Origin of the sequence: Alteromonas sp. 009811495, from assembly GCF_028865455.1 — a bacterium.
In the GTDB taxonomy this organism is placed as follows: Bacteria; Pseudomonadota; Gammaproteobacteria; order Enterobacterales; family Alteromonadaceae; genus Alteromonas.
Genome location: NZ_CP113972.1, coordinates 1,913,477 through 1,931,684, shown reverse-complemented (window position 1 = coordinate 1,931,684; position 18,208 = coordinate 1,913,477). Strand labels below are relative to the sequence as shown.

Sequence of the window (18,208 nt, the reverse complement as noted above, 5' to 3'; positions counted from 1 at the left end):
ATGACATACACACTAGGTGTTTGTTCTGCTAACCCGCTTTTTTATGGCTGGTGGGGTTTAACACTACCACCCGCTTAACTGCGCGACGTTAGATATTCATAAACCGCATTGGCATCGCGTTCAACTGAAAACTCAATTAGACTGCTGCCATTACAGGTTAATCCTTCTTCTGATGTTACCATTCGCAGCACCTCGCGTTGACTTGCACCAATGCGACCTACATTGCGTGATAAACTAGAGCGAAGTACTTTAATATCGTCATTAACGATTGCTTTGCAGAACCCTGCAAATTGTGTCTCACCCACAAAACGTACATCTTTTTGTGGTGCTGCTGCGCTGACACTGAATGTAATTGCTGAACTAACTAATAACGCCGAAAGGGTTATGAGTGTTTTCGCTCGTTTTTCGAATTTGTGTTTCATAGTGCTGTCCTATTTCATTAATAAAGCTGAATATCGAGGCTGAATATCAAGTTAATACCGTAATCGTGAATAGCTACGCGCTAAGCACACTTACTTTATGCACCAATAACTCGAATTTTGCTGTTGAAAGAATGTGGCAGGACAGTAAAAATTCAGTAAAACAGTATGTTACAAACACTTTAAAAACATAACCCATTGAAATAAATAACTATAATTCCAACTTATATATTTATTTGCTATTTCACTGATAGGGGTAATTCGAAACTAATATAACGAAACCAAAAAAAAAGGCCTCTTGTGAGACCTTTTTTTGTAATTTTAACAAAATTATTAAGGATATTTGTTAATAGACACCAGAATCACTATACAAATCCTGTAATTAAATTACTTTATTACTCGTATTTTCGCTCGCGTTTGGTTTCAATTGCATCAATGTATGCGTGCCAAGATGCATAACCAATCAGTGGCATTAAGATAATAAACCCAACAAAGCCGGTTACGAATCCAATAGCAACGGCGCTGAATATAATGGCCCCCCATATTAGCATTGGTACTTTATTTAACCATACCGCATTGACACTGGTTAACACTGCTGTGCCTAAATCCACTTTTCGCTCCATCAAAATTGGCTGAGTGAACGCGGTTATAAATAGCATTGCAAGCGTAAAGACCGCACCCACAATTGTGCCCAACATTAGAAACGGCAACAAACTCTCGAGGTCATTCTCAATGTATGGTGGATAAAGTGCATGAATAAGCGATGCAACGCGCAACCAAAAGATCATCATTACCATAAGTAAAATGGCAAATCCCCATTCGTTGAAAGCGTTTCGACGCATAGCGCGAAGTGAATGACGAAGTGTAGGTTTATGCCCTTTCTCCATCTCCCAACTCACATCATAGAGGCCTGCAGCTAAGAATGGTCCAATCAGCATAAAACATACAATGGCGGGCAGAATAACTAAATGCCACCCTGTCATCTGCACAAGGTACATAATACTCCATGGAATTATGGCGAAAAGTACGCCATAGAAAAAGGTTAGTCCTGGCGCGCGCATGGCATCCCGCAATCCAAGAGATAACCACTTAATTGGATCGCCAACGTCTAATTCCTTACAAGGAATAACGCGAGCAATACCACTTTGTGTAATGGCGTTCTCTGGAGTCTCTTTAAAATGATGCGACATATATTTATCACCTCTAGTTGTGAACCTAGTACTGGCGTATTTTTACACGCCTTATTACTACGATAGGCTCAGATTAAAAAGTTCACAAGCTATTAACAATAAATTTATTAATAAATTACAACCGAGATATTTATCCTACTGTCTGTGCAATAAATAGCCTTTCAATCAATAAACACTCTATTTATAGTAACTATAGGTGAGAATACCGTCGCATAGTTGGTAAGTTTGCGATAATCTCGGGGTATGTAAATCAACCAGATAGACCATGAAAACTGTATCTCGCTCACATAAATTAGATAACGTTTGTTACGACATCAGAGGCCCTATTGCTGCACAAGCAAGAAAAATGGAAGATGAAGGCCACCGCATTCTTAAACTTAATATCGGCAACCCTGCCCCATTTGGTTTCGAAGCCCCTGACGATATCGTAAAAGACGTGATCCACAACCTGCCTACGTCTCAAGGATATTCAGACTCAACAGGAATTTATGCTGCCCGCGTGGCCGTAATGCAGTACTACCAACAGCGCAATATCAAAGACATTCGTGTTGATGATGTTTATATCGGAAATGGTGTGTCCGAGCTAATTATGATGGCAATGCAAGCATTGCTTAACCATGGCGATGAAGTACTTATTCCAAGTCCCGACTATCCATTGTGGACCGCTGCGGTAAGCTTATCGTCTGGCTCACCTGTGCATTATCGTTGTGACGAGCAAGCAGGTTGGTTTCCAGACTTAGATGATATTAAAAGCAAGATCACAAGCAAAACTCGCGCTATCGTGCTAATCAACCCTAATAACCCCACTGGCGCAGTTTATGATGAAGCACTTCTGCAAGAAGTAGTTGAAATTGCAAGACAGCATGGACTTGTCGTTTTCAGCGACGAAATTTATGACAAAATTCTTTATGACGACGCAAAGCATACCAGCATCGCCTCGCTTGCTGATGATGTGTTCTTTGTAACTTTTGGCGGGCTAAGTAAGAACTATCGCGTGGCTGGCTTTCGTTCGGGATGGCTAGTGGTGAGCGGAAACAAACGTCTTGCGACTGACTATATTGAGGGGCTCAATATTTTGTCGTCTATGCGAATGTGTGCCAATGTGCCCTGTCAAAGTGCGATACAAACGGCGCTAGGTGGATACCAGAGCATTGATGATTTAGTAAAAGAGAATGGCCGTTTACGTATTCAACGAGATGTAACTACAGACATGCTAAATGGCATTGACGGCATTCATTGCGTTAAACCTAAAGGCGCCATGTACTGTTTTGCTCGCGTTGATGAAAAGAAATTCAACATCAAAAACGACGAACAAATGGTACTGGACTTATTGAGTTCAGAAAAAATACTTTTAGTACACGGCCGTGCTTTCAATCTAAATGAAGGCGTGTATTTCAGACTCGTGTTTTTACCGCATAGCGATGTTCTGGTGCCAGCACTGCATCGTATTGGCAACTTCTTTAGAACTTACAAACAAGGGGCCTGATGTGTCTGATAAAAGCCACTTTTTTGCTCATCTGGCGCGTTTAAAGCTGATTAATCGCTGGCCGTTAATGCACAATGTGCGAACAGAAAATGTTCAAGAGCATAGTTTGCAAGTCGCTATGGTGGCGCACGCGCTAGCCCTCATAAAAAACAAGTTCTTTGGTGGCACCCTAAATCCTGACCGCATTGCCACTGTTGCAATGTTTCATGATGTTTCCGAGGTATTAACCGGCGATTTACCCACGCCGGTAAAGTACTTTAATCCAGCAATTAAAGAAGAGTATAAAAAGATAGAAAAAATTGCTGAAAATAAGCTAATCGAAATGGCCCCCGAAGCGTTTCGTGAAGATTATGCTGCACTTATCGATCACCACCATCACAGTGAAGAAGAAGCCTTTATCGTAAAAGCAGCCGATGTGTTGTGCGCCTACCTCAAAACGCTGGAAGAACTTGCTGCGGGCAACCAAGAGTTTAAACTCGCCAAGAAGCGATTAGATAAGATACTCAAAGAGTATCACTCTGAAGAAGTGGACTACTTTTTAACGCGATATGTACCAAGCTTCTCATTGAGTTTAGATGAGATCACGCAAGACGAAATGTAGCTACCGAGGGACAGTGTTGTGACAGGAGTAAATTGGGAGCAAGCATTACACGAACGACGCCTACCCAGAAGTGTGAGTCGCGATGGCGATCATCGCAATCCGTATCAACGCGACAAAGCCCGTGTGCTTCACAGTGCAGCATTTAGGCGTTTGCAAGCCAAAACCCAAGTGCTTGGAGTTGGCTTAAGTGACTTTTATCGCACTCGTCTTACCCATTCACTTGAAGCGGCACAAATTGGAACCGGTATAACAGCGCAACTATGTGGAAAATTTCCCGATATCGCTGACACGCTCGCTCTTGATGCAACGCTTATTGAAACCTTGTGTTTAGCGCACGACATTGGCCACCCGCCCTTTGGACACGGTGGCGAAATAGCGCTTAATTACATGATGCACGAGCACGGCGGCTTTGAAGGAAATGGCCAGACATTTCGTATTATCTCCAAACTCGAACCTTATACCGCTGAGCACGGTATGAATTTATGCCGCCGAAGCGTTTTAGGATTAGTGAAATACCCCAATTTTATTGACACGCTTCACAGTCAAAGTACCTTGCCTGAACGTCCCACATCGTTGCGCAGAGTTAAAGCTGAAGACTGGCATCCACCTAAAGGACTATTTCGCTGTGATGAACCTTTATTTGATTGGCTGTTAGACCCTTTTAGCCAAACTGACAAAGACCATTTGATGCAGTTTTCAACAAGAGAAAACGGTCACAGCAAAACGCAATTTAAGTCATTTGACTGCTCGATAATGGAATTATCCGATGATATTGCTTATGGCATTCATGACCTTGAAGATGCCATTGTGATGGATATGGTGCACAAGCACCACTTTATTGAGGATGTAACCCTTCCCTTAATAGCCTTAGACGTACCTTGGCTTTCTAACAACATTGAGACACTAACCCACAAGCTTTTTAGTGCACAGCACCACGAAAGAAAGAATGCCATTGGTGCCTTGGTTAACAGTTTCATTACTGCAATTGAAATACAAGGTATTGAGGGCTTCACGCATCCCCTATTGGCGTTTAACGCCACTATGCCTCACGTTTTTGCCGAGGCGCTAGAACTGTTTAAGCGCTTTGTGTTTAGAAAAGTAATACGTCGCCCAGATGTACAACTGCTCGAGTACAAGGGGCAATTGGTCGTTATGGAGCTCTTTGAAGCATTTGCGTCTGATCCCACGCGCCTTCTCCCAGAGAACACGCAAGTTCGCTGGCGCAAAGAGCAAGAAGCAGGCAATGGCATGCGCGTACTTTCAGATTATATTTCTGGCATGACAGATGAATTTGCTTCGCGCCTTTATGGCAGTATATTTTCTCCCAAGCAAGGCGGTATTCAAGACAGCTTTCATATGTAATGACTAGCTCAGGCTCCCTCAAGAGCACTTTCTAGCCAAGGAATGTATTCTACTTCAATGTAGCTATACACCCGGTCTTTAAGTGATGCCGCTGGAATAATGCAGTCTTTCTCTAACTGTTTCATTACTTTTTTCGTAGCTCGTTCACGTGTATAAGCACTCGTCTGATTATACGCCACGGCTAGGTTGCGAAGAAGTAACGCGATATCGATTCGCTCATCCAGTACGCCCTCTGGTGAACGCTTATGAAAGTCGGCAATCGAGCGATATATCTGCGTCATCAACACTGTTTCTCGTGACACAAGGCCATACATTTTGGCAGAGAGATTCAATGTAGCCTTATCCGTTTTGCTAAACCGCGTTTCATGGATTTGCTTAAAAAAGTTGTTTTCAGCACCTATTAAGGAATCAATGGCTTTTAATGTCACCTCAAGTTTTTGCTTACCGAATAACGTACAACTTAAAAATTCACGTCGCTTTATTTTGTCTTGGGAGTAGCGATTTTTAGTTTTATCGTAAAGTTTTGTTATTGCATCTAGCGTCTTACCAGATGTACGGCGGTGTGAGTTTTCAGTCAAATATTGTAAGGCCAGAGTTGCAACTACCATATCGGCTAATTGTATCTGGGGTGCGGATAAAACGTCTTCGATAGTGGCTAGTGTTGCGTCTTCATCATCGTTGGCGCTACCCGAAATTAAAGAATGATACAAAGAAAAACTTGTAGCAGAAGCGCGGTCAATAAACACAAATGCATAGCGACTTGTTATATCGTCACCGCGGGCCACTGACACTTCAAGAGTCAAGGCTAAGCAAAGCAAAATAAATATTCTCACAGCGTATTTCTTCCTTAAAACGCGCGACACATCCTATGAAACGTACATTTACACTACTGCTCTGCGTCTACTAAGTCAAAAGTGTTAATTAATTTTTGAAATAAAACGGGTATGACTTGGGTCTTAGTTAACGTGTGTTTGAAACCAAATGGTATCGTTCTCGTACTAATGGATAATTAAAAAACCAACTATTCCATTAGTAAAAGCGGTATTTAGGCAGTCAGGTTTGTAAGAAAACGAATCTGTTAACAAATTAAAGGTGAAGTAATGCCCAAACCATTTAAACCATCAGTACAACTTAAAGACTATGACGTTACCGATGAAAACGTTTATATGAATCGACGTTCATTACTTAAATCCATGGGGTTCATTGGTGCATCAACACTGTTGGCAAAGTCAGCAAGTGCTGCTGGGTGGTTTTGGGAAGATGATGAAGAAAAAGTCCCTTTTAAAGCAGAACCCTTAGAGTTTAGCCAACCACCTAAATTTCAGATATCAGAAACCAGAACGCCTGAAAATAAGGTCATTTCATACAACAATTTTTATGAGTTTGGTACAGCAAAAGACGCGCCTGCGAAAAATGCATCCGAGTTTCAAACAAACCCTTGGACACTGACAATTGACGGACTGGTAAAGAAACCGATTACGTTAGACTACAGTGCGTTAACTACTCGATTTCCGCTTGAAGAGCGGATATATCGCTTGCGCTGTGTAGAAGCTTGGTCGATGGTCATACCTTGGGTTGGCTTTGAGTTAGCCGCACTTATAAAACAGGCTGACCCATTAATGTCAGCAAAATATGTGGCATTCGAAACACTTTATGACCCAGACCAAATGCCCGGGCAACGTAGTCGTTTTATGGGGGGCGGTATCGACTATCCGTATGTTGAAGGCCTACGTCTAGACGAGGCCATGCACCCTCTCACCGTGATGGCGGTTGGTTTGTACGGAAAAACGCTGCCACCGCAAAATGGTGCGCCAATACGACTCGTAGTGCCATGGAAATACGGTTTTAAAAGTATTAAATCTATCGTTCGGATCCGATTAACTGATAAAGAGCCACCAACAACCTGGAACAAGCTTGCTTCAAATGAGTACGGATTCTATGCAAACGTAAATCCTAATGTGGCTCACCCGCGTTGGAGCCAGGCCAGCGAAAGACGCATTACAACAGGCGGTCTACTGACAAGAAACCGAATAGATACCCAACTATTCAACGGTTATACAGAGGTAGCACCTATGTACAAAGATATGAACCTATCTCGTTATTACTAGGCGTTGCTGGATATTATGCCATTGAAAAAAAAGCCACTACGCCTCAGCCTACTTCAGCGCCGTTTGATAAAAGCGTCATTGCATATAACGTTACTTGGTTATTTGTTTTGGCTTTTTTATGCAGGAGTAAATGATAATTTAGGCCCAGATCCCGTTAATACACTTATTAACGAAACGGGTATTTGGGCTATACATTTGCTCTTAACAACCTTGCTATTAAGCCCGTTAGCGCGGTGGCTACCGAGCCCTGAACCATTGCAATTTAGGCGTATGATCGGTGTTTACAGCTTCGTTTATGCATTTGCTCACCTGTTTACCTATGTGTTTTTTGAAATCCAATTAGATTTGGCGTTAGTCGCAAGTGAAATAGTGAGCAGACCTTACATCGTCGTTGGTATGACTGCATTACTTTTACTTTTGGCCCTAACCGCAACGTCTTTTAAACGCGTTCAACGCAAAATGGGAAAGCGCTGGCAGAAGCTTCATAACACGGTTTATCTCATTTTGCCGCTGACACTACTTCACTTTAGTTGGTCTCAAAAGACCTTTTGGCAAGAGCCAGTTTGGTATTGGCTAATAGGTATTGGCGTGTTAACGCCGCGTTTTAAGAAATGGATTAATCAGTACAAGCAGAAGCAAGTTAGGAAAAAGCGAACAACGTTAGCTTAAAATATATAGCAGTACGGCATAACGCGCGGTCTTACAAAAGGCAACGCAAAAAAGAAAAAATACAAAATGCGTGCGTAGTGTGCCTGCAACCAAAGTGATTGGGTCTCCGATAACTGGGACCCACGCTAATAACAGGCTCCATTTCCCCCACTTCATATAGATATCGCTCGCGCGCTCAAAAGTACTTTCTTTTATCCGTAACCATTTAATGGCTATTACCTTTCCGTATTTTAGCCCCAACACATAATTAACCAAAGAGCCAAGCACATTACCCAGCGACGCAACTATAAGTAAATTAAGCGCCGATAGCCCGGAAGAATAAAGCGTACCAAGTACCACTTCTGAGCTTAACGGTAATATTGTTGCCGCTAAAAACGCTGACAAAAATAGTCCCACATACCCTAAGCTTGATAAACCAGCCACCAGTCCTCCCCAGTACCTAGCACTAACATTATTGTGCGAGTTATACCAAACATACCGTTTCTAGTCACAGTAAATATCCATAAATTATAAACACTTATGATCAAACGTTCGGTTTGAGCAAAAAAAATACAACTTAACACTTGCAAACCATACTAATTAAAACTACTGTATACACATACACGCTGTATAGAAAAACAGTTAACTAGATTTTATTAGGAAGAGTTATGAATATTTCATCAGTTTCTCGTTTCAACATGTTGCGTACTTCTGTTTCAAATGTTGTACAACTTCCTCTTCCCTTCGAAGGTTTTCCTGGAGAAGGCAGAAGTAACAATCCAAAGGGCTGGAATTATTTGCTTGCTAGTTCAGTCTCATTTTCAAAGGATGTTGATCATGCAATTCGCATTCAAAAACCAGATAGAGAAAAAATGCCTGAATGGATAAGCAAGCTAATAACAGGTGGCCAATGTAAAACACTGTATGTAGAAAACATCGATCTTGATTTACAACCCACCGACAGTGAAATGATTAGGAAACTGTGTGAGCTTTACTCTGTGAGTTTGGTTAACGTGCGTGTAGACAGTTCTAACGAGCAACAAAACCTGGCCGTAGGACCTTGGTAGTCTCATCATTTACTAAGCAACTCGTTCATTGTAGATATGGTGGTGCTTTTGTGCCTATTTAATCTTGTTGCTAAGGAAAATTACTGAAACGGCTACGTATCGGATATATAATGGCTCGCTAATTTAAGATTTTAACGGCCTTTCCTATGCGCTGCTTTTGCTGCTCTTCTAATTCTTTTAAGAATTGTTGCGAACCTTTTTTATCAGGCTCTGTAACGCCTGCTTTTGCAGAACAACTAATGCGCTCACGTTTCACCGCTTACGCGCTTAATAAGTTCGACTATGTATTAAATACCTACACCGAAGAAAAACGAAACAACCTTAGCGTTAATGAACTGGCGGATAGCGCAACGGGTGCTACATGGTTTGCCCTTGTAATCAATAAATCATCACAATTACAGTTAGAGTCTGAACGTTTGACGCTGACGCAAGACACAGTGGAATTCACTGCCTATTATTTTGAGAATAAACATGTATATCAGCTGCATGAAACATCCAACTTTGTCAAAGAAGACGGACTGTGGCGCTATCATGATGGCCTATTGCATGATGACTGTGGCAAAGTAAAGTTGGGGCGAAACTTACCTTGCCCATGCGGCAGCAACAAAAAATTTAAGCAGTGTTGTGCATCTAAAGCTCGATAAGCAATATTTTGATGACATTGTATTGCGTTATTACTAAATTCAAATTCATCCTAATTGCTAATAACGCAAGCCATGCCAGCTAAGTCATTTTAAAGTACACTGTTGAGCTAATATCAGGAGATATGATAAATGTGTTGTACTCTGGCTCATTTCTTCGCCATTTGAGGTAGTGGCTTTGTCGCTCTTTAAAATAAGGTGAAGTACTGCTAGTAGAGGTTTTAAGTATGATTCGCTTCTTGTTAATCATCGCAGTTTATTTAGCGAGCGTTAAAGCATACGCTACCCCCATCAAACTTACACTTGCCATTAATTCGCCAGGTACTCCCCCACATTTGTACTTCGACGCTGCCCAAAAGCACTACGTAGGTGTTATTCCCGACATTTTGACCACCGCAGAAAATGACAATGCGATAGAAGTGACTTATGTTGACTCTCATAGAAGCAGAAGTGAAACGTTTGTTGCTGAAGGTCAGCTAGATATGTTTTATTCAAGCCTTGAATGGTTAGATGAACCCGAGCGTTTTATTGCGACTGATCCCATTTTTTTACATAAAAGCTACCTTTATTCCCACAAACCTTTGCCAACAGGTTTTGGGGCAAACGCTCACACCCACGCTCGAATATGCACAAGACGAGGGTTTCACTACCCCGGCCTTCAACCTTGGTTTGATGAAGGAAACCTTGTTCGAATCGATTCGTCTAACCATGAGACCATGCTTAAAATGGTGTTACTTGGAAGATGTGACGCTGCCGAGCTAAATGTGAAAAATATGCGGGCATTGCAGCAACAAGATATGTTTAAAGGGCTACCGTTTCACCGCTCTGAGACTCCAACAAGTGTTGTGGCGGCAAGATTAATAATGCATCCGTCTCAGGTTGAAGCGAGAAATGTGCTCAATAACTACATAAGGGAGTTTTTAGCGCAGGACTTGTACGAGGAATCTCTTAAACGGCATATCAATAATACACGTTACTCACCTAAGTAATGCCAATCATATTCCATTTGTCGAGCCACGGCCCTAGCAGCATCAAGACCACTCAACGTTGAGACCACATAAAGACTCATATCTATCCCTGCCGAAATGCCACCTGAAGAAATATATTTACCGTGATGTACCCAGCGCTTGTCTCTTACAACATCAAGCTGTGGGAACATTGTCTGTAACGACTCTTGATCTTCCCAATGTGTGGTGACCGGCATAGCTTTATAAACATCGGCAGCGGCGAGTATAAACGCGCCGGTACAGACACTGCAGGTGATTGAGGTTGTATCGTTGCAATGCCTAAGCCACCTCAGAACACGTTCATTATCTAACATCGCAAAATGTTCACCTCCCACTACGCACAAGATGTCGAGTGGTGGGTGATTGGATATAGAATAATGTGGCACTATCGGCAGGTTTCCACGCGCATAAATCGTATGTTTAGCATCAGATATGGTAAAGATATTCCACGTTTCTTCAACCAACCGCTTAGCAACGCTGAATACTTCAAACGGTCCACCAATATCTAGCACTTCAGCCTTATCATAGATAAAAATACCGATATTCACGTTATCCCCAAACCGTTTCCAAGTACATAGACCGATGCCTGATTTAACACCTCAGGCATCTTACTGTTGTTATTTCTATCAGCCCTTGAAAAACTGAATGCTTAAAGGGTATGGCCACAATTCACCGTTGTTCGCTTTCATCGCTGCAACAATAGCAAAAACAAGGTTGAGCAAACCTAAAATAGCAAAGCCGATAAAGCCGATAAGAATAAAAGCAAGTACCATACAAACCACAGAGTAAACAAGTAAACTCAAAAGCCAATTTGCGGTAACTCTGCCGTGTTGATTTATTGCCTCATCCTGATCTTTATTCGCAATCCACAGGACAATAGGTAAGATGAGCCCAAGCCCTGGAATAATAAAGCTCGTTAGCTGGCTAAGGTGAATTACCGTGCAGTAAGTACGACTCGTCATTCCCCAATACATTTTTTCTTCCATTGATATCGCTTCCTTTTTTATGAATTTTATAAACCTGACGCATCTACATGATCTTGTTTTGTGCGTATTATTTATACTTTAATCGACTTCGGAACTAATCACCATATCGATATTTATATTTGTCTTATCATCACCTCAAAGATCTGTAGCGCGTTTAAGTTGATAAACATGCACCGTTAGTGGTCGAAATCCATTGCACTTGTTATGACCTGCTTTAACGCGTCAATCGGCAAATCATCCTTATCTTTGAAGTTGATGCAACCTGTACCTGTTTTGATCATAGGGTAACATTGCTTAAATTGTTCTAGGTGCTGCGCAGAGCAAGTATAGAGCGATACGTAATTTTTTTGATTGGCAATCGCCACCCAGCCAGCGTCTATAGAGAACGTAGGCATTTTATACTTCATTGAAACTTCTGCATTGGGATAGAGCGAGAGAATAAGGTCAGACAGCAACTGAACCTTTTGACGACGGCCTTCCACAAGGCCCTGAATATACTCATTCACTGTCATATATCACCCCACATTGTGAAATTGGGAAAGGTACTTTGCTATGAACTCGTTTTGTTTCGCTTAAGTGGAAATATTCCCAACCAAAACCCAGCTTCGCACAAGAAACCAAGCAAAATGAACAGAAACGCACCCGACTTCATCCCCATGCTGTAGAAGAATAATGCAGCAAACAACAAAACCAATATAAGTGCAAGACGACCAAGCGCTTTCATACGACTTCCTTATTTATCATCACGCGCAAACCTATAGCGCGTTAAACAACGTTATTATAGTCACAACTATGGCGTTTAGGTCTAAAACCAAGGCACTGATACCGCTTAATTTTGTAAGTTTTTGTACAGCAATACACCAAATACACGGTGCGTATGCTAATTTTGTTTTACAAATCATCGGTGGCGTTTCACAATGGTTTCGCATGTCTTTGTAAATCACAGCAAAATCACAATAATTAAGGACAGACAATGATCAAGCACAAACGCACGTTGCTGGCCGCTTTAGTTAGCGTGTCATTGTTTGGTTGTGGCGAAAGCACAACACAAACAACCACAACGCCAAGCTTAAGCGCCGCAGACGCAAAAGCATTTCTAGCTCAAGCACAAAGCGATATCGAAAAAATGCAGGTTCCCGCTGCACACGCAGAGTGGAGTTATGCGACCAACATTAACTATGATACCGCTGCTGTTAGCGCCTATTTCAACGAAGTTCTTTCAACAAAAGTGGCAACATTAGCTAAAGAAGCCGCCAAGTTTAATGACGTCGACGTTGATGCTGACACCCGCCGTCAGTTGGACCTGCTAAAAAATGGTCTAACCATGCCACCGCCTTCAGATCCACAAAAGGCTGAGCGCTTGGCGAAAATTGGTTCAGAGCTTAGCGCCATGTATGGCTCTGGCGAATATTGCAACGAAGAAGGTGTTTGCAAAAGTCTCGTAGAAATGAGCGGTGAAATGGCAAGCGTTCGCGATGCAGATCTGCTGTTAGAGTATTGGAAAGGCTGGCGCGATGTGTCTAAGCCCATGGCGCCGCTTTATGCAGAGCAAGTTAAAATTGCCAACGAAGGGGCTGCTGAACTGGGGTTTGCTAATGTCAGTGAACTGTGGCGTGGCAAATACGACATGCCAGCGGATGATTTTCCAAAGGAACTTGATCGCCTTTGGTCTCAGGTTGAACCATTCTACGAGTCGCTTCACTGTCACGTTCGTGCAAAACTTGGCGAGCATTATGGTGAAGACGTTGTACCTCAAGATAAACCTATACCTGCGCACTTACTCGGCAACATGTGGGCGCAAACATGGGGTAACGTATACGATATCGTTAAACCGCAGCAGGAAATGACGGTACCAGACGTCACTGCGGCACTAAATGCACAAGGTTACGATGAGCTTAGCATGGTCAAGCAAGCAGAGTCGTTTTTCTCGTCGTTAGGCTTTGAAGAGTTGCCAGAAACCTTCTGGGAACGCTCAATGTTCCAAAAGCCAGAAGGTAGAGACGTTCAATGTCACGCTTCTGCATGGGATTTGGATGACAAAGATGATCTGCGTATCAAAATGTGCATTCAAAAAACAGGCGAAGAGTTTAACGTCATTCACCACGAATTGGGTCACAACTATTATCAACGTGCCTATAAAAACCAGCCGCTTTTATATCGCGGTTCAGCAAATGACGGCTTCCATGAAGCGATTGGTGACACCATTGCCCTTTCAATCACGCCGAAGTATCTAAAGCAAATTGGCTTAATTGATGAAATTCCTGATGCATCTAATGATATCGGCATGTTGATGCAAGTTGCGTTAGACAAGATTGCCTTCATTCCATTTGGTCTAATGGTAGATCAGTGGCGTTGGAAAGTAATGTCAGGCGAAGTAGCGCCTGAACAATACAATGACTTGTGGTGGGAACTTCGTGAAAAGTACCAGGGTGTAATGGCCCCAGTCGCACGCGGCGAAGATGCTTTCGATCCTGGTGCAAAGTATCACGTTCCGGCGAACGTCCCCTATACACGTTATTTCTTAGCGCACATTCTACAGTTCCAATTCCACAAAGCGTTATGTGATATTGCTGGCGATGAAGGCCCGCTTAACCGCTGTTCAATTTACGGTAGCGAAGAAGCAGGGCAAGCGTTGAATAAGATGCTTGAAATGGGTATGAGTCAGCCTTGGCAGAATGCCCTAGAGACGCTGACGGGCTCGCCAGAGATGGATGCGAGCACTATTGCAGCATACTTCGCCCCATTGAAAACATGGCTAGATGAGCAAAACGCTACGCGCCAATGTGGTTGGTAAGCGTTATTTGCTAAATTGTTGATAACTTATGTCAAAGCCTCGCACCTGCGAGGCTTTTTTATTGGCGCTGTCTTTACACTATTTTCGTAAATTGCTTTCTAACGACCCACTATGTATTTCAGCGCAACAAGTGATCGCATATCTCTGAGCTGACTATAAATCATTGAGTTTATAAAACGCGACATGCAAGGAGGTTTATTTTATGGCTACCGTTCTCGTGATTGGCGCATCAGGCCAAATTGGTAAACAAGCAACCGGAAAGTTGCTTGAAGCAGGACATCGCGTTATTGCGCCAGTGCGCAGTCCTGACAAACTATCGGACATTCAAAGCGATAGCTTAACCGTTGTTGAACAAGATTTAGAGAAAGACTTTTCAGCGCATTTTGAGGGCGTCGACGTTGTTGTATTTACAGCAGGCTCTGGTGGAAACACTGGCGCTGACAAAACCTTAATGATTGACCTATGGGCTGCTCGTAATGCAGTAAACTATGCCAAAGCAGCTAACGTATCGAAATTTGTCATGGTGAGCTCCATTGGTGCAGGTGATCCCGATGCTGTTGATTCTGCTATTAAGCCCTATCTCGTGGCTAAGCATATGGCTGATGAACATCTTATCAATAGTGGTTTGTCGCATGTTATTCTGCGTCCGGGAACCTTGCTCAATGAACCGGGTACACACTTAGTTCGCACAGACATGCCAACGAATAAAAGTGAAGCGGTAATAGCAAGAGAAGACGTAGCGACAGCTATTGTTGAAAGTGTTTCTCGTGCGAGCAACGAAAATCTTATCACACACCTATTTAAAGGCGATACGCCGATTGCACAAGTACTAGAGTGATGGATTGTTGCTTGTAATCAAAATCTTGCAATTAGAATTACGAAAGCCCCAATATAGGGGCTTTTTTAAGGGATAAGCGACTGGCTAGACCAATTATCGTTTTTATCAAGGTGATGTCGTTCACGATACTGAGGGTTGCCCCTTAAATTTAAATAGTCCACCTCGTAAATAGCCAGTAAAATTACGCAAAAGTGCGTTGGTACATCTTCAAAGTGACCGTTTATCGTAAGTGCACGCTCATCATTGCGAACACTACCCGGCTCGCCCCATAGGAATTGTTTCTTTCCTGCATCAGACAGTTTATGCCACTGCGCAGTGACAAGCGTTGTGTCATCCTCAAGCGTAATCACTGTTGATAGCGTTGAGAACCTGTATTGCTCACGTGTCTTAGAAAAATACCAGCACACTTGTGCTTTAGGGTTATCACTGAGTTGCTGATATTTTTCTGAGCGGGTATCCGAAATTACCATCAATTGGTTGTTATCAGTTAATCCACGATACACAACTGTGCGGCAAAATGGCATTCCCGCTTCATCTACAGAAGCAAGCTGAAAATAACGACTTTCAGGCATGCTGCGCGATTGATGTAGACTCTTTGTCAGTCCCTGTCGCCATCGTGGCATACGCTTCTCTCCTTACCTTCAAACGTTAAGCTGATTGCTTACGTGCCAAAGAGAACAATTCATAAAAATTTTGCGTCGTAATCGTTGCTAACTCTTTGACCGTTATTCCTTTGAGATCAGCAATAAATTCTGCAACTTCAACCACATAACCTGGTTGATTTTGCTTACCTCTATGAGGTACCGGTGCAAGCCAAGGTGAATCAGTTTCAATCAGTAAGCGATCAAGTGGAATAGCCTTTACAACGTCACGTAATTCATCAGCAGAATTAAACGTCACAATGCCTGATATCGAAATATAAAACCCAAGCTCCATTGCAGCTTGTGCCATTTCTAGTGATTCAGTAAAGCAATGCAAAACCCCTTTGGTGTGCGGTGCTTTATGTTCGCGAAGCAAATTAATCGTGTCTTCTCGCGCATCTCGGGTATGGATAATCAGCGGCTTATTCGTTTCATTCGCCACTTTGATATGATCGACAAAAGACGTAAGCTGGACCGATTTGCTTTCGGGGCTATAAAAATAGTCTAAACCCGTCTCGCCTATCGCTACCACCTCATCGCGCTGCGCCTTTTCAAGTAGAACTTCGTAACTACAGGCATCATCTTGATGCAGTGGGTGAACGCCACAAGACACCGATACATCGTCAAACGCTTTTACGGTATCAAGCATGGTTTCATAATCATTAACCGATACACAAACGCATAAAAAGTGCTCCACACCTCTGGTTCGTGCAAAGTTGAGGGTTTCAGCTAACGCTTCTGGACCTTGCTTCAATCTGTCTAAGTGACAGTGAGAATCTACAAACAAACTACACCTTTATAAATTATTAAGTAACACTACATAATTTTTGCACACGCAAAGTATGAGCATTACCGTTGAAATTGTTTTAATAAACCAAATAACACCATCGACTTGTTCACCCCTGGATGCTGAAGCGTTTTTACCGCTTCTACACACGCGCTATAGCGCGCATAGTTTTGGGGATGCTGATGTTTCACGTATGACTGATGCGCCTGCAATTGACACCAGTGTGCAACCTGAATTGCATGATCTTGCCATTTATTGGCAAGTATTTGTGGCTGCATCTTAGGGTCGCCAGCTAACAATGCCTGCATGCCATCGGTGTATACGCGATAATTAAAATCATCCTCTGTGCCCAAAGCCGCTTCTAGACGCAAAGGTGCATTTCCGTATGCCGCAAGCAGCGCTTCATCCACATTTTGTACGCCCTGCTCGTTTAAGTAGTTCAAACTTTGCTGCACCGTAGGCAATGGCAATACGTGCTTTTCACAACGACTTAAAATCGTAGGCATAAGCTTATTCACACTGTGCGTTATCAGCACCAAGTATGTGTTATTTGTGGGCTCTTCGAGCGTTTTCAACAATGCATTAGCCGCTGCTTCAGTCATGGTATCGGCTTGCGGTATAAGGAGTACTTTATTCCCGCCCATCTGCGCCGTTCCCGATAACTTTGCGATCCCTTCTCTTATCTTATCAACACCAAGCTGTTTTTCGCTCTCAAGAATATGGAAATCAGGGTGATTGCCGGCTGAGCGCAAGTGACAGCTTTGACATGTTCCACAAGGGCCAGATATTGAGGGCTGCTTACATAACAGTGTAAAACTCAATTGTTCGGCCAAGTGGTATTTTCCAATACCTTTTGCACCAGTAAACAGTAATCCATGATGGAGCTTTCTCGCATGATAACGCGAGATAAGGGATGTGTATAAATCAGAAAACCAGTTGAGCATTAGTTGTTACACGGCGTTGAAGATTTACTGTGAGATTGCTCTTGGATATAGTGCTCAACCACATCTAAAACATCTCTATGAACGTCATTCATAGGCTGCATAGCGCTAACGACATGTATTGCATTATCTTGTTCTGCCAATGCTAGATAGCGTTCACGGGTGCGCTCGAAAAATGCAAGGCCAGCCTGCTCGATACGATCTAGTTCGCCGCGTCCACGAGCTCGAGCTAAACCTTCACTAGGTTCTACATCCAGATAAATGGTCAAGTCGGGTTTGAATCCGTTCAGTGCAATAGCACTTATCGCACTCATCGTATTCTCACTTACGCCCCTACCTCCGCCTTGATAAGCTTGAGAAGATAAGTCGTGGCGATCGCCCACTACCCAACTGCCTTTCTCTAAAGCAGGTAAAATTTTATTCGTTAATAGTTGTACACGTGCCGCATACATTAATAGTAGTTCAGTTTCTTCGGCAACATTTTCTTCCCAATCATGCTTTACACACTCTCTAATGGCTTCAGCCATTGGCGTTCCACCAGGCTCTCTGGTTTGCTCAACAACTACACCATGAGCGTTAAGCGCGTTTACTATAAGGCCAATAACCGAACTTTTACCCGCACCTTCAAGGCCTTCTACTACTATAAATTTTCCGCGCATATCGTCTTTCTTTATCTCTTGTTACGGGACATG

The 18,208-nt window shown here is 42.8% G+C and carries 22 protein-coding genes; 10 read left to right on the top strand and 12 right to left on the bottom strand.

Annotated elements, in window-relative coordinates; translation table 11 throughout:
* Window positions 1-74 precede the first annotated feature (74 nt).
* Together OZ660_RS08795 and OZ660_RS08790 are read right to left on the bottom strand one after the other, a co-directional pair.
* Entirely contained in the window at window positions 75-422 is a 348-nt protein-coding gene (locus OZ660_RS08795) for a DUF3718 domain-containing protein (protein WP_274743242.1), read from the bottom strand.
* Between the two features lie 392 nt (window positions 423-814).
* Entirely contained in the window at window positions 815-1,609 is a 795-nt protein-coding gene (locus OZ660_RS08790; protein WP_226433130.1) for a DUF2189 domain-containing protein, read from the bottom strand.
* 265 nt (window positions 1,610-1,874) lie between these two features.
* Here OZ660_RS08790 and OZ660_RS08785 point away from each other — a divergent pair, with 265 nt between their 5' ends.
* The 3 genes from OZ660_RS08785 to OZ660_RS08775 are packed head-to-tail and all read left to right on the top strand — an operon-like array spanning window position 1,875 to window position 5,058.
* Window positions 1,875-3,095: a pyridoxal phosphate-dependent aminotransferase gene (locus OZ660_RS08785; RefSeq protein WP_159624898.1), complete on the top strand. Its 1,221-nt coding sequence runs from the start codon at window positions 1,875-1,877 to the stop codon at window positions 3,093-3,095.
* Window position 3,096: 1 nt separating this feature from the next.
* Window positions 3,097-3,696 carry a 5'-deoxynucleotidase gene (yfbR, locus tag OZ660_RS08780; protein ID WP_159624900.1) on the top strand — a complete coding sequence of 200 codons (600 nt, stop codon included), beginning with the start codon at window positions 3,097-3,099 and terminating at the stop codon, window positions 3,694-3,696.
* A gap of 18 nt (window positions 3,697-3,714) precedes the next feature.
* The gene (locus OZ660_RS08775) at window positions 3,715-5,058 is read left to right on the top strand and encodes an anti-phage deoxyguanosine triphosphatase (protein WP_274743241.1); all 1,344 of its coding nucleotides are present in this window, start codon (window positions 3,715-3,717) and stop codon (window positions 5,056-5,058) included.
* An 8-nt stretch (window positions 5,059-5,066) separates the two neighbouring features.
* On the opposite strand, the gene OZ660_RS08770 is transcribed toward OZ660_RS08775, so the two are convergent.
* Window positions 5,067-5,891, bottom strand: coding sequence for a hypothetical protein (locus tag OZ660_RS08770; protein WP_274743240.1), 825 nt, complete (start codon window positions 5,889-5,891; stop codon window positions 5,067-5,069).
* Between the two features lie 267 nt (window positions 5,892-6,158).
* Between OZ660_RS08770 and msrP the strand changes: the two genes are divergently transcribed.
* Together msrP and OZ660_RS08760 are read left to right on the top strand one after the other, a co-directional pair.
* A complete protein-coding gene (gene msrP / locus OZ660_RS08765; RefSeq protein WP_274743239.1) occupies window positions 6,159-7,166 on the top strand; it encodes a protein-methionine-sulfoxide reductase catalytic subunit MsrP in 1,008 nt (335 codons plus the stop codon).
* Between the two features lie 15 nt (window positions 7,167-7,181).
* Window positions 7,182-7,835, top strand: coding sequence for a sulfite oxidase heme-binding subunit YedZ (locus tag OZ660_RS08760; RefSeq protein ID WP_274743238.1), 654 nt, complete (start codon window positions 7,182-7,184; stop codon window positions 7,833-7,835).
* Here OZ660_RS08760 and OZ660_RS08755 read toward each other — a convergent pair.
* On the bottom strand, window positions 7,827-8,258 hold the full coding sequence (locus OZ660_RS08755) for a YqaA family protein (RefSeq protein ID WP_226433135.1): 432 nt from the start codon (window positions 8,256-8,258) through the stop codon (window positions 7,827-7,829). The genes OZ660_RS08760 and OZ660_RS08755 overlap by 9 nt on opposite strands.
* 224 nt (window positions 8,259-8,482) lie before the next feature.
* On the opposite strand from OZ660_RS08755, the gene OZ660_RS08750 reads away from it, so the two are divergent.
* The 3 genes from OZ660_RS08750 (at window position 8,483) to OZ660_RS08740 (ending at window position 10,511) form a co-directional block, all read left to right on the top strand.
* Window positions 8,483-8,881: a deoxyguanosinetriphosphate triphosphohydrolase gene (locus tag OZ660_RS08750; protein WP_202265401.1), complete on the top strand. Its 399-nt coding sequence runs from the start codon at window positions 8,483-8,485 to the stop codon at window positions 8,879-8,881.
* Between the two features lie 239 nt (window positions 8,882-9,120).
* The gene (locus OZ660_RS08745; RefSeq protein WP_274743237.1) at window positions 9,121-9,525 is read left to right on the top strand and encodes a YchJ family protein; all 405 of its coding nucleotides are present in this window, start codon (window positions 9,121-9,123) and stop codon (window positions 9,523-9,525) included.
* Window positions 9,526-9,749: 224 nt separating this feature from the next.
* On the top strand, window positions 9,750-10,511 hold the full coding sequence (locus OZ660_RS08740; RefSeq protein ID WP_274743236.1) for a substrate-binding periplasmic protein: 762 nt from the start codon (window positions 9,750-9,752) through the stop codon (window positions 10,509-10,511).
* On the opposite strand, the gene OZ660_RS08735 is transcribed toward OZ660_RS08740, so the two are convergent.
* From OZ660_RS08735 to OZ660_RS08720, 4 genes are all read right to left on the bottom strand, one after another.
* Window positions 10,496-11,077 carry a DJ-1/PfpI family protein gene (locus OZ660_RS08735; RefSeq protein WP_202265395.1) on the bottom strand — a complete coding sequence of 194 codons (582 nt, stop codon included), beginning with the start codon at window positions 11,075-11,077 and terminating at the stop codon, window positions 10,496-10,498. The two genes, OZ660_RS08740 and OZ660_RS08735, sit on opposite strands and share 16 nt — an antisense overlap.
* A gap of 78 nt (window positions 11,078-11,155) precedes the next feature.
* Entirely contained in the window at window positions 11,156-11,515 is a 360-nt protein-coding gene (locus OZ660_RS08730) for a DUF4870 domain-containing protein (RefSeq protein ID WP_274743235.1), read from the bottom strand.
* A gap of 176 nt (window positions 11,516-11,691) precedes the next feature.
* The gene (locus OZ660_RS08725; protein WP_274743234.1) at window positions 11,692-12,027 is read right to left on the bottom strand and encodes an iron chaperone; all 336 of its coding nucleotides are present in this window, start codon (window positions 12,025-12,027) and stop codon (window positions 11,692-11,694) included.
* 38 nt (window positions 12,028-12,065) lie between these two features.
* Complete coding sequence (locus OZ660_RS08720) at window positions 12,066-12,239, bottom strand: hypothetical protein (protein ID WP_201283836.1); 174 nt, start codon at window positions 12,237-12,239, stop codon at window positions 12,066-12,068.
* Between the two features lie 249 nt (window positions 12,240-12,488).
* Between OZ660_RS08720 and OZ660_RS08715 the strand changes: the two genes are divergently transcribed.
* Together OZ660_RS08715 and OZ660_RS08710 are read left to right on the top strand one after the other, a co-directional pair.
* Window positions 12,489-14,309, top strand: a complete 1,821-nt coding sequence (locus OZ660_RS08715) for a M2 family metallopeptidase (RefSeq protein WP_202265365.1) — start codon at window positions 12,489-12,491, stop codon at window positions 14,307-14,309.
* Window positions 14,310-14,511: 202 nt separating this feature from the next.
* Window positions 14,512-15,147 carry an SDR family oxidoreductase gene (locus tag OZ660_RS08710; protein WP_274743233.1) on the top strand — a complete coding sequence of 212 codons (636 nt, stop codon included), beginning with the start codon at window positions 14,512-14,514 and terminating at the stop codon, window positions 15,145-15,147.
* 65 nt (window positions 15,148-15,212) lie between these two features.
* On the opposite strand, the gene OZ660_RS08705 is transcribed toward OZ660_RS08710, so the two are convergent.
* The 4 genes from OZ660_RS08705 to tmk form a co-directional block, all read right to left on the bottom strand.
* Window positions 15,213-15,770, bottom strand: coding sequence for a pyridoxamine 5'-phosphate oxidase family protein (locus OZ660_RS08705; protein WP_274743232.1), 558 nt, complete (start codon window positions 15,768-15,770; stop codon window positions 15,213-15,215).
* A gap of 25 nt (window positions 15,771-15,795) precedes the next feature.
* Window positions 15,796-16,575 carry a TatD family hydrolase gene (locus OZ660_RS08700; protein ID WP_274743231.1) on the bottom strand — a complete coding sequence of 260 codons (780 nt, stop codon included), beginning with the start codon at window positions 16,573-16,575 and terminating at the stop codon, window positions 15,796-15,798.
* Window positions 16,576-16,637: 62 nt separating this feature from the next.
* Window positions 16,638-17,519, bottom strand: coding sequence for a DNA polymerase III subunit delta' (holB, locus tag OZ660_RS08695; RefSeq protein ID WP_202265359.1), 882 nt, complete (start codon window positions 17,517-17,519; stop codon window positions 16,638-16,640).
* On the bottom strand, window positions 17,519-18,175 hold the full coding sequence (tmk, locus tag OZ660_RS08690; protein WP_159624930.1) for a dTMP kinase: 657 nt from the start codon (window positions 18,173-18,175) through the stop codon (window positions 17,519-17,521). Before tmk ends, holB begins: the two co-directional genes overlap by 1 nt.
* Between the last annotated feature and the right edge of the window lie 33 nt (window positions 18,176-18,208).

Excerpts from the sequence above, each read along its gene's own strand:
- OZ660_RS08760 (WP_274743238.1), top strand. The coding sequence starts at position 7,182 with ATGCCATTGAAAAAAAAGCCACTACGCCTCAGCCTACTTCAGCGCCGT.
- OZ660_RS08710 (WP_274743233.1), top strand. The coding sequence starts at position 14,512 with ATGGCTACCGTTCTCGTGATTGGCGCATCAGGCCAAATTGGTAAACAA.
- OZ660_RS08790 (WP_226433130.1), bottom strand. The coding sequence starts at position 1,609 with ATGTCGCATCATTTTAAAGAGACTCCAGAGAACGCCATTACACAAAGT.
- OZ660_RS08745 (WP_274743237.1), top strand. The coding sequence starts at position 9,121 with ATGCGCTCACGTTTCACCGCTTACGCGCTTAATAAGTTCGACTATGTA.
- tmk (WP_159624930.1), bottom strand. The coding sequence starts at position 18,175 with ATGCGCGGAAAATTTATAGTAGTAGAAGGCCTTGAAGGTGCGGGTAAA.
- OZ660_RS08785 (WP_159624898.1), top strand. The coding sequence starts at position 1,875 with ATGAAAACTGTATCTCGCTCACATAAATTAGATAACGTTTGTTACGAC.
- OZ660_RS08720 (WP_201283836.1), bottom strand. The coding sequence starts at position 12,239 with ATGAAAGCGCTTGGTCGTCTTGCACTTATATTGGTTTTGTTGTTTGCT.
- OZ660_RS08730 (WP_274743235.1), bottom strand. The coding sequence starts at position 11,515 with ATGGAAGAAAAAATGTATTGGGGAATGACGAGTCGTACTTACTGCACG.
- OZ660_RS08705 (WP_274743232.1), bottom strand. The coding sequence starts at position 15,770 with ATGCCACGATGGCGACAGGGACTGACAAAGAGTCTACATCAATCGCGC.
- msrP (WP_274743239.1), top strand. The coding sequence starts at position 6,159 with ATGCCCAAACCATTTAAACCATCAGTACAACTTAAAGACTATGACGTT.
- OZ660_RS08750 (WP_202265401.1), top strand. The coding sequence starts at position 8,483 with ATGAATATTTCATCAGTTTCTCGTTTCAACATGTTGCGTACTTCTGTT.
- OZ660_RS08795 (WP_274743242.1), bottom strand. The coding sequence starts at position 422 with ATGAAACACAAATTCGAAAAACGAGCGAAAACACTCATAACCCTTTCG.
- OZ660_RS08715 (WP_202265365.1), top strand. The coding sequence starts at position 12,489 with ATGATCAAGCACAAACGCACGTTGCTGGCCGCTTTAGTTAGCGTGTCA.
- OZ660_RS08740 (WP_274743236.1), top strand. The coding sequence starts at position 9,750 with ATGATTCGCTTCTTGTTAATCATCGCAGTTTATTTAGCGAGCGTTAAA.
- holB (WP_202265359.1), bottom strand. The coding sequence starts at position 17,519 with ATGCTCAACTGGTTTTCTGATTTATACACATCCCTTATCTCGCGTTAT.
- OZ660_RS08725 (WP_274743234.1), bottom strand. The coding sequence starts at position 12,027 with ATGACAGTGAATGAGTATATTCAGGGCCTTGTGGAAGGCCGTCGTCAA.